The organism is Paraburkholderia sp., from assembly GCF_035656215.1.
Classification (GTDB): domain Bacteria; phylum Pseudomonadota; class Gammaproteobacteria; order Burkholderiales; family Burkholderiaceae; genus Paraburkholderia.
Genome location: NZ_DASRSY010000403.1, coordinates 1 through 8789 on the forward strand (window position 1 = coordinate 1; position 8789 = coordinate 8789).

Below are 8789 nucleotides of genomic sequence, written 5' to 3' on the forward strand. Positions count from 1 at the left end.
AGACGAATTCGCCCGGTGCAATGTGCAAGGTCGTGTCCTTGACCGCCGTGTAGCGCTGCGCGCGGTTGTCCCGTGCAGCGAACGTGCAGGTGATGTTGTCGAGCGCCAGAGCGGCAACGGTCATCGTTCGACTCGCTTCCAAAATCGGTTTCGGATTGCCATGTGGTCATGACAGCAGTGGGCGGTGATCGAGGCGAAGGCGGCACGTGCCGCCTTCGGCCCCACACTGACGGCGCTCAGACCTTGACCGTCGCCAGCGCTTTCTTGACGAAGTCGTTGGTCCACGCCTTCGACAGATCGATCGACTTGCCCTGCACGGCCGGATCGAACGCCTGCAAGGTCTTCAGCGACGTGGCCGGGCCATCGGCGGGCATCAGGCCATCCGGCGACATTGCCTCCTTCACGTGCTGCCACGCGTCCAGATACACCGCGCGGTCGCCGAGCAGATAGCCTTCCGGCACCGTGCTGATCAGCTCGCTGCCGGTCGCCGTTTGCAGCCATTTGAGCGCGCGCACCATCGCATTGGTCAGCGCCTGAGTGGTGTTCGGATTCTTCGTGATGAAGCTTTGCGACGCGTACAGGCAACCCGCCGGCATGTCGCCGCCGAACACGCTGCGCGTATCGGCAAGCGTGCGCGTGTCCGATACGACGCGAATCTCGCCCGTGCGCTCAAGCTTGGTCATCACCGGGTCGAGATTGGCGATGGCATCGATCTGGCCGGACTGCAGCGCCGCGATCGCGCCCGCACCTGCGCCCACGCCGATGAACGCGACGTCTTTCGCGGTCAGCCCGGCTTTCGCCAGCACGAAACTCGCCATGATCGAGGTCGATGAACCCGGTGCCGTCACGCCAATTTTCTTGCCTTTCAGATCGGCGATCGACTTGTAATTCGGCATCGCTTTCTTCGACACCGCGAGCACGATCTGCGGGGCGCGCCCTTGCAGCACGAATTCGCGGAACGACTGCTTTTGCGCCTGCAGCAGCAACGTGTGCTCGAACGCGCCGGAGACCACATCCGCGCTGCCGCCGACTGCCGCCTTCAGCGCTTGCGAGCCGCCGGCGAAATCCGAGATTTCGACGTCGAGCCCTTCGTCCTTGAAGTAATTGCGGCGCTCGGCAATCGTGAGCGGCAAGTAATAGAACAGGTTCTTGCCGCCGACGGCGATCGCCACCTTGGCGGTTTCAGGTTTGCCCTGCGCGAAAGCGAGCGGCGTGGCGGCGAACGTGGCGCCCGCGAGCGCGGCGGTACCGGCGAGGAAGGTTCTGCGTTGCATGGTCTGTCGTCTCCAGATTTTTGTTGTCTTTTTGCCGCGCGCTTAACTACACAATCTGTTGCGCGTGCAACCTTGCAATGTGGTCAGAATCATAACCTAGCGATTGCAGGACTTCATCGGTATGTTCACCCAGTTCCGGGCCTAACCAGCGCGTTTCGCCGGGGGTTTCCGAGAGTTTCGGCGTCACCGACGGAAGCGTGATTTCCTGACCGTCCTGCCACTTGAAGCGCTGGATCATCTGGCGCGCCATGTATTGCGGATCGGTGAACATGTCCGCGACGCTGTAAATACGGCCGACCGGCACGTCGGCGGCGTTCAGCACGGCGAGCGCTTCGTCGATGGTGCGCGTGGTGAGCCACGCAGCGATCGCGCCGTCGATTTCCTGGGTGCGCGGCACGCGGCCGTCGTTGTGCGCGAGAGCTGGATCGTTCGCCAGGTCTTCACGTTCGATAGCGATCATCAGGCGCTTGAAGATCGGGTCGCTATTCCCGCCGATGACAATGCTGCCGTCGCGGCAAGGATACGTGTTCGACGGCACGATGCCCGGCAAGGACGCACCGGTACGCTCGCGCACCATGCCGTACACGCCGTACTCCGGCACCACGCTCTCCATCATGTTAAAGACTGCCTCGTACAGCGCGACGTCGACGACCTGCCCTTTGCCACCGTTCACCTGCTTGTGATGCAAGGCCATCAACGCGCCGATGACGCCATGCAGCGCGGCAATCGAATCGCCGATCGAAATGCCGATGCGCGGCGGCGGCAAATCCGGATAGCCGGTAATGTGACGCAGACCGCCCATCGATTCCGCGATTGCGCCGAATCCTGGCCGGTCGCGATACGGTCCGGTCTGCCCATAGCCGGACAGACGCACCATCACGAGCCCCGGGTTCTCCGCCGATAAAACGTCATAACCGAGCCCGAGCTTCTCCAATAACCCCGGCCGAAAATTCTCGACGACGATATCGGCCTCTTTCGCGAGGCGCCGCACGATCTCCTTGCCCTCTTCGGCTTTCAGATTGATCGTGACGGATTTTTTGTTGCGTGCCTGAACGGCCCACCAGAGCGACGTGCCGCCGACTTCCGGATAAAGCTTGCGCCATTTGCGCAGCGGATCGCCGCCTTTGGGATCCTCGATCTTGATAACGTCGGCACCGAACTCGCCGAGAAAGCGCGCGGCGAACGGGCCGGCGATCAGCGTGCCGAGTTCGAGCACCTTGACGCCGGCAAGCGGGCCTTTAGGGGTGGCGCTGGGGTCTGGGGTGACGCTCATGTGTTCCTCTGTGTTCTGTTCTTGCCGTCGCACTGCGCGCGGCCGTTGCGGATCGGGCGCGCGCGGCTCGCTCTGGCCTTGCCGGCGCAGCGACGCGGCGCTTTCCGTTACGTCGGGCTACATCGAGCGCCGGTCGAGCATCGCACGGGCGATCGTGCCGGCGTCGACGTACTCGAGTTCGCCGCCCACCGGCACGCCCCGCGCGAGGCGCGTCACGGTAAGACCGCGCGCCTTGAGCGTCTGCCCGAGGTAATGCGCGGTGGCTTCACCTTCATTCGTGAAATTGGTTGCGAGCACGACTTCCTTGACGATGCCATCCAACGCGCGCTTGACCAGCCGGTCGAAATGGATCTCCTTCGGGCCGATGCCGTCGAGCGGACTGAGCCGCCCCATCAGCACGAAATAGAGGCCGCGATAGGTCATCGTCTGTTCGAGCATGATCTGGTCGGCGGGCGTCTCGACAACGCACAACAACGCCGGATCGCGCTCCTCATCGAGGCAGACCTCACAGATCTGTGCTTCGGTAAAGGTGTTGCACTTCTCGCAGTGCTGCAGATGTTCAGTCGCGAACAGCAACGAGCGGCCGAGTTTTTCGGCGCCGTCGCGATCGTGCTGCATCAGGTGGTACGCCATGCGTTGCGCGGACTTTGGCCCGACGCCAGGCAGCACGCGCAGCGCTTCGACGAGCGCCGACAAGGCGGAAGGTTGTTTCATGCGGATCGGCGGCGTCGAAGTGAGTGTTGCCCGGTATGGCCCGGTATGCGGGTGGCGATGCGGTTGTTTCTGGTTGCTTCTATTAGCTCGGTAACGAATCGGGCAGGTACGCTCGGCGAACGAACTGAACTGAACTGCCCTGATGCAAACTTGCACGAACTTGGGACTGGTGTATCTGGCGCGGGCATTGAAACGGGCGCGGCTCGCGCATTCAACTCACGCCGCGGTCAAGCAACGGCGTGAACCCCTTCTTGCAGCGAGGCCGCTCAGAACGGCAGCTTGAAGCCCGGCGGCAGCGGCAGACCCGAGGTCATGCCGCCCATCTTTTCCTGAGCAGTGGCTTCGGCCTTGCGCACGGCGTCGTTGAATGCCGCGGCGACCAGGTCTTCCAGCATGTCCTTGTCGTCGGCAAGCAGGCTCGGATCGATCGATACGCGGCGCACGTCGTTCTTGCAGGTCATCGTCACCTTGACGAGACCGGCGCCCGACTGTCCCTCGACTTCGATCAATGCAAGCTGCTCCTGCATCTTCTTCATGTTTTCCTGCATCTGCTGGGCCTGCTTCATCAGCCCGGCGAGTTGGCCTTTCATCATGGACATGCTCCTTCTTGATAGCGTGAAATCCGGAAATCGGGTGCGCCACGAGGCGCGGCGAATCAGTGAGCGGACGGCGCGCCGTTCGGGCCGGCGTCCTGCGTAATCGGACGGATCGAACCGGGCACGATGCTCGCGCCGAACTCGCGGATCAGCGACTGCACGAACGGATCGGCGCCGATCTCGCGCTCCGCTGCCTGCTGGCGCTGGGCGCGCATGGCGGCGTCGTGCGCGGCTGCCGTGCGGCGCGCCGGGCCGACTTCGACCAGCACGTCGACGTTCTGACCGAGCTTTTCAGCGAGCGCGGCTTTCAGTTTAGCGACCTGCGAGGCTTCCGCGTACTGCGGCACCGGCACGTTCAGCTTGAGCGTGTTGCCTTCGAGTGCCATCAGTTCGCTATTGAACGCGAGCTGATACGAAATGCCCTTGAGCGGCAGATCGACGGCGAGCGCGGGCCAGTCGCCCTGGAAACCCAGCGGATCGAGCGGCACCGCGGGCGGCAACGGCCGCTTGTCGACCACGGGCGCGGGGGTCGACGCAGGCGCGGCGTTCACGCGGACGTCGTCGGGTCCGCTGTCGAACATCGGCATGTAGTTGTCATCCGGCAGGCCGTAATAACCTTCGTCCGCTGCCGTAAGCGGCATGTATTCATCGGGCGGCATGTCGTCCCACGGCGCGCTCGACGAGCCGTTCTGCTCCGAACCGTTGCGCTGATCCTGCGACGACGACGCGCGCGCCGCAGGTGCCGCATCCTGTTGTGGCGCCGGGCGCGAGGCGCCCGGCGTCGGCACATTGACGACAACGCGGGGCGCGGCAGGCTTCGGCGTGGCCGGGGCCACAGTGGGCCTCGCGGCTGCCGCCGTGGCGCGGCCGCGGTCAGACGACACTTTCAGACCCGCGCTGCGCAATACGTTGAGTGCGTCGCTCGCGCCACCCGCACGGCGCGGCGGGATGGCCGCTGCCGGCCGCGGCTCTTGGGATGCCGTTGCGGGCACGGCCTCTTCTATGCGTGCGAGTGCGGCTGCGGCAGGAGCCGTGAGCGAAGACGCGGGCGCCGATTCCTGAGGCGCGGCCGCAGCGGGTGCTTCGTTCCAGGCTGGCTCGGTGGGCGCGTCGTCCCACGGTGCCAAGGCCGGTGCAGCCGCTATTTTCGTTGCTACGATCGATGCGGCCGCTTCGGTCGCCGGCGCCGAGGCCGGCACAGCCGCTACTTTTGTTGCTGCGATCGCTTCGGCCGCCGGTGCCGAGGACATCGCTTCGGGCATCGGGGCTGCTTGGGGCGCGCTCGTGTTCGTAGGTGCAGGCGCCGGATCGCTCAGAATCGGTTCGGCGGACACTTCTTCCTGCCACGGCGCTAAAGCCGGTGCGGCAATGACATCAGCCGCCGTGGGCGCAGGCGCCGCGCTCGCTTCGCCAAAAGTGGTCGATGATTCAGGTAAAGACCTGGAAACAATCGGCGCTTCACCAATAGCTGGCTTCGGCGTGTCCGCATTTCCAGCAGACTCCGCCGCCACGTGCTGCGAATCCAGCATCGCAGTCTTCACTTCTGCCACCGGAATTGCGGAGCGGACCGGCACGGGAGCGGCTGCTTCAACCGCACGCGACGCTGCCGCCTGCGGCGCAGCCACCGCTGGCGAGCCAGAGCGCTTAGCGCCATCCGCCCCCGCCGGCCCTACCGGACGCGCCGAAGCCGCCGCACCGCCACCGGTGGGCGCCGGCTCGAACGCCAGCATGCGCAACAGCGTCATCGTGAAGCCGGCATATTCGTCAGGCGCGAGACCCAGTTCGCTTCGGCCGATGGTCGAGATCTGATAGAACAGTTGTACCTGCTCGGCGCTCAACGCCTCTGCAAATCGACGCAGATCAGCCGCTTCCGGCCACTCGTCCAACACCGACGAAGGCGCGAACTGCGCCCACGCGATTCGGTGCAACAAGCTCGCCAGATCCTGCAACGCCGTCGAAAACGACAGGCTGCGCAACGCCATCTCGTCCGCGACCGCCAGCACGGCGGCGCCGTCACCATCGGCAAGCGCGTCGAGCAGGCGGATCAGATAGCTTTGATCGAGCGCGCCGAGCATGCCGCGCACGGCTTCTTCATTTACCTGATTGGCCGAATAAGCGATCGCCTGATCGGTCAGCGACAGCGCGTCGCGCATCGAGCCGTCAGCCGCGCGCGCGAGCAGACGCAATGCCTGAGCGTCATACGGCACCTTCTCTTCACCGAGAATGTGCTCGAGGTGCGACACGATGTGCCCGGCCGGCATCTGCTTCAGATTGAACTGCAGACAACGCGACAGCACCGTGACCGGAATCTTCTGCGGATCGGTGGTAGCAAGAATGAATTTGACGTGCGAAGGCGGCTCTTCCAGCGTCTTCAACATCGCGTTGAAGGCGTGGTTGGTCAGCATGTGCACTTCGTCGATCATGTAGACCTTGAAACGCGCATCGACCGGGGCGTAGACCGCGCGCTCCAGGAGTGCCGCCATTTCGTCGACGCCGCGGTTACTCGCCGCGTCCATCTCGACATAATCGACAAAGCGGCCTTCATCGATCTCACGGCACGCACGGCACACGCCGCACGGCGTGGAGGTCACACCTGTTTCGCAATTCAGCGCCTTGGCAAAGATGCGCGACAGCGTGGTTTTACCGACGCCGCGGGTGCCGGTAAACAGATAGGCATGATGCAGACGGCCACCGTCGAGCGCGTGCGTGAGCGCGCGCACCACGTGCTCCTGTCCGACGAGCGAAGCGAAATCCTTCGGCCGCCATTTGCGTGCGAGAACTTGATAGGTCATCTGGAAATTGTATCAGTAACGATGGCGCGCAAAACCGAATCGAGATGGCGCGCGAACGCGTGTTGCCGCTTCATTGAAACAGGCTAACGGACCGATAGAAAAAAATAGATGAAGTGCGCGAGAAACGCCAATGCAGTGTCTGCGTGGCAGCGCCTGGCTAAAACAGGAGATGGAAGGTGCAGCAGAGGAAAACAAGAAAAAAGGAAGGTGACGAGCCTGACCCTCGGCACTGGTGGAAAACGGCTGTGGCTGCTTCGTTCCCGACCTGACCAGGTTGACCATCCCTCCATGCGAGGAGGCCCGTCACGAAACATTCTATCACCGCTTGGCCCGTCGCGCGACTGTTAATACGACCAAACCGACATCGACGCGCCGAATCAGGCGCTTCGCTTCATATAGTGCAGCACCCGGAAGTACGCGTGCGGGGTACTTGAGTTTGCGCTGCCAGCCACCAGACAGGTTGCGTCGCGGTTGTTAAAACGTAATGGCACTTCACCGGCAGCCATTGGCCCCTGCCCTTGATGAGTACTATCACCACCGGCAACGCATAGCGAATTAAGCTAAACTGCCATACGGATGACCCGCAACCGCGAGCTTTCCGCGCATTCCGGAAATGGTCTTTCGACTTTTTCAGGCGTACAGCGGCAACGCTCCGATTGCGGCAAAGCGAACGGAAGTTTCCCTAGATTTTGACGTATCGTGGCGAGCAATTCAGGCGGGCCTCGAACCGATAGAGGTATTCATACAATGAGCGAATCAATCAAGCATATTAGCGACGCATCGTTCGAACAGGACGTCGTGAAATCCGATAAACCCGTGCTGCTCGATTTCTGGGCTGAATGGTGCGGTCCGTGCAAGATGATCGCGCCGATCCTCGACGAAGTCGCGAAGGATTACGCCGATCGCCTGCAAATCGCCAAGATCAACGTCGACGAGCATCAGTCGACGCCGGTCAAGTTCGGCGTGCGCGGCATTCCCACGCTGATCCTCTTCAAGAATGGCGCTGTTGCCGCACAGAAGGTCGGCGCACTGTCGAAGTCGCAACTCACCGCGTTCCTCGACGGCAACCTGTAAAGCGCTCGCATCGGCGCGCTCCAGGCCCTTGAGACCTTCAGGTGCGCTGTCTTAGGCGTGTTGTCAGCCGGCAACACGCTCAATAAAGAAAGATGCCATACCGTCGCACTGGCGGAAATTGGCGTGTGCTATGCTAGAATCCGCGAAACGTCGAAAAGACGTGTAAGTCCTTGAGCGGTTCCGCTCACTCTCCTCCCAGATTTCATTTCGTCGCACCTTCTCCTGCGGGTTCTCCGTATGCATTTATCCGAGCTTAAGACTCAGCACGTGTCCGAATTGATCGAGATGGCCAATGGCCTCGAGATCGAAAGTGCAAACCGCCTGCGCAAGCAGGAATTGATGTTTGCCATTCTAAAAAAACGAGCCAAAGCGGGCGACACGATCTTCGGCGACGGCACGCTCGAAGTGCTGCCGGACGGTTTCGGCTTCCTGCGCTCGCCGGAAACCTCGTATCTCGCCAGCACGGACGATATTTACATCAGCCCGTCGCAAATCCGCCGCTTCAACCTGCACACGGGCGACACGATCGAAGGCGAAGTGCGTACACCGAAAGACGGTGAACGCTATTTCGCGCTGGTCAAGGTGGACAAGGTCAACGGCCAGCCGCCGGAAGCGTCGAAGCATAAGATCATGTTCGAAAACCTGACGCCGCTGCACCCGAACAAGGTGCTGCTGCTCGAACGTGAAATGCGCGGCGAAGAAAACGTCACGGGCCGCATCATCGACATGATCGCGCCGATTGGTAAGGGCCAGCGCGGCTTGCTGGTTGCTTCGCCGAAGTCCGGCAAGACCGTGATGCTGCAGCACATCGCGCATGCGATCAAACAGAATCACCCCGATGTCGTGCTGTTCGTGCTGCTGATCGACGAACGCCCGGAAGAAGTGACCGAAATGCAGCGTTCGGTGGCCGGCGAAGTGATCGCCTCCACGTTCGACGAACCGGCTGCGCGTCACGTGCAAGTCGCCGAAATGGTGATCGAAAAAGCCAAACGCCTCGTCGAAATGAAGAACGACGTGGTGATTCTGCTCGACTCGATCACGCGTCTCGCGCGTGCATACAACACCG

7 protein-coding genes, 1 other RNA gene and 1 pseudogene are annotated in these 8789 nt (G+C 62.3%); 2 read left to right on the forward strand and 7 right to left on the reverse strand.

Annotated features, from left to right (window positions below; genetic code table 11):
* The 7 genes and pseudogenes from VFE81_RS23590 to ffs all read right to left on the reverse strand — a co-directional run.
* A pseudogene (locus tag VFE81_RS23590) lies at positions 1 to 124 on the reverse strand (ABC transporter ATP-binding protein); the annotation flags it as partial.
* A 112-nt stretch (positions 125 to 236) separates the two neighbouring features.
* Positions 237 to 1274, reverse strand: coding sequence for an ABC transporter substrate-binding protein (locus tag VFE81_RS23595; protein ID WP_325046898.1), 1038 nt, complete (start codon positions 1272 to 1274; stop codon positions 237 to 239).
* Positions 1275 to 1320: 46 nt separating this feature from the next.
* Complete coding sequence (locus VFE81_RS23600; protein ID WP_325046899.1) at positions 1321 to 2547, reverse strand: CaiB/BaiF CoA-transferase family protein; 1227 nt, start codon at positions 2545 to 2547, stop codon at positions 1321 to 1323.
* A 117-nt stretch (positions 2548 to 2664) separates the two neighbouring features.
* Positions 2665 to 3261, reverse strand: coding sequence for a recombination mediator RecR (gene recR, locus VFE81_RS23605; protein WP_325046900.1), 597 nt, complete (start codon positions 3259 to 3261; stop codon positions 2665 to 2667).
* Positions 3262 to 3527: 266 nt separating this feature from the next.
* Positions 3528 to 3854 carry a YbaB/EbfC family nucleoid-associated protein gene (locus tag VFE81_RS23610; protein ID WP_007182071.1) on the reverse strand — a complete coding sequence of 109 codons (327 nt, stop codon included), beginning with the start codon at positions 3852 to 3854 and terminating at the stop codon, positions 3528 to 3530.
* A 62-nt stretch (positions 3855 to 3916) separates the two neighbouring features.
* Positions 3917 to 6649 carry a DNA polymerase III subunit gamma/tau gene (dnaX, locus tag VFE81_RS23615; RefSeq protein ID WP_325046901.1) on the reverse strand — a complete coding sequence of 911 codons (2733 nt, stop codon included), beginning with the start codon at positions 6647 to 6649 and terminating at the stop codon, positions 3917 to 3919.
* 206 nt (positions 6650 to 6855) lie between these two features.
* An RNA gene (gene ffs / locus VFE81_RS23620) (signal recognition particle sRNA small type) lies at positions 6856 to 6954 on the reverse strand.
* Positions 6955 to 7396: 442 nt separating this feature from the next.
* Here ffs and trxA point away from each other — a divergent pair.
* Both trxA and rho read left to right on the forward strand, forming a co-directional pair.
* Positions 7397 to 7723 (forward strand): thioredoxin TrxA, encoded by a 327-nt coding sequence (gene trxA, locus VFE81_RS23625; RefSeq protein WP_054039468.1) that lies wholly within the window; start codon positions 7397 to 7399, stop codon positions 7721 to 7723.
* Between the two features lie 237 nt (positions 7724 to 7960).
* Positions 7961 to 8789: transcription termination factor Rho (rho, locus tag VFE81_RS23630; protein WP_325046902.1), on the forward strand; the 829-nt coding region annotated here is incomplete at its 3' end.

Bases quoted from the DNA above. Each gene is read 5' to 3' on its own strand.
- VFE81_RS23595 (WP_325046898.1), bottom strand. From the start codon at position 1,274: ATGCAACGCAGAACCTTCCTCGCCGGTACCGCCGCGCTCGCGGGCGCC.
- VFE81_RS23600 (WP_325046899.1), bottom strand. From the start codon at position 2,547: ATGAGCGTCACCCCAGACCCCAGCGCCACCCCTAAAGGCCCGCTTGCC.
- recR (WP_325046900.1), bottom strand. From the start codon at position 3,261: ATGAAACAACCTTCCGCCTTGTCGGCGCTCGTCGAAGCGCTGCGCGTG.
- VFE81_RS23610 (WP_007182071.1), bottom strand. From the start codon at position 3,854: ATGATGAAAGGCCAACTCGCCGGGCTGATGAAGCAGGCCCAGCAGATG.
- dnaX (WP_325046901.1), bottom strand. From the start codon at position 6,649: ATGACCTATCAAGTTCTCGCACGCAAATGGCGGCCGAAGGATTTCGCT.
- trxA (WP_054039468.1), top strand. From the start codon at position 7,397: ATGAGCGAATCAATCAAGCATATTAGCGACGCATCGTTCGAACAGGAC.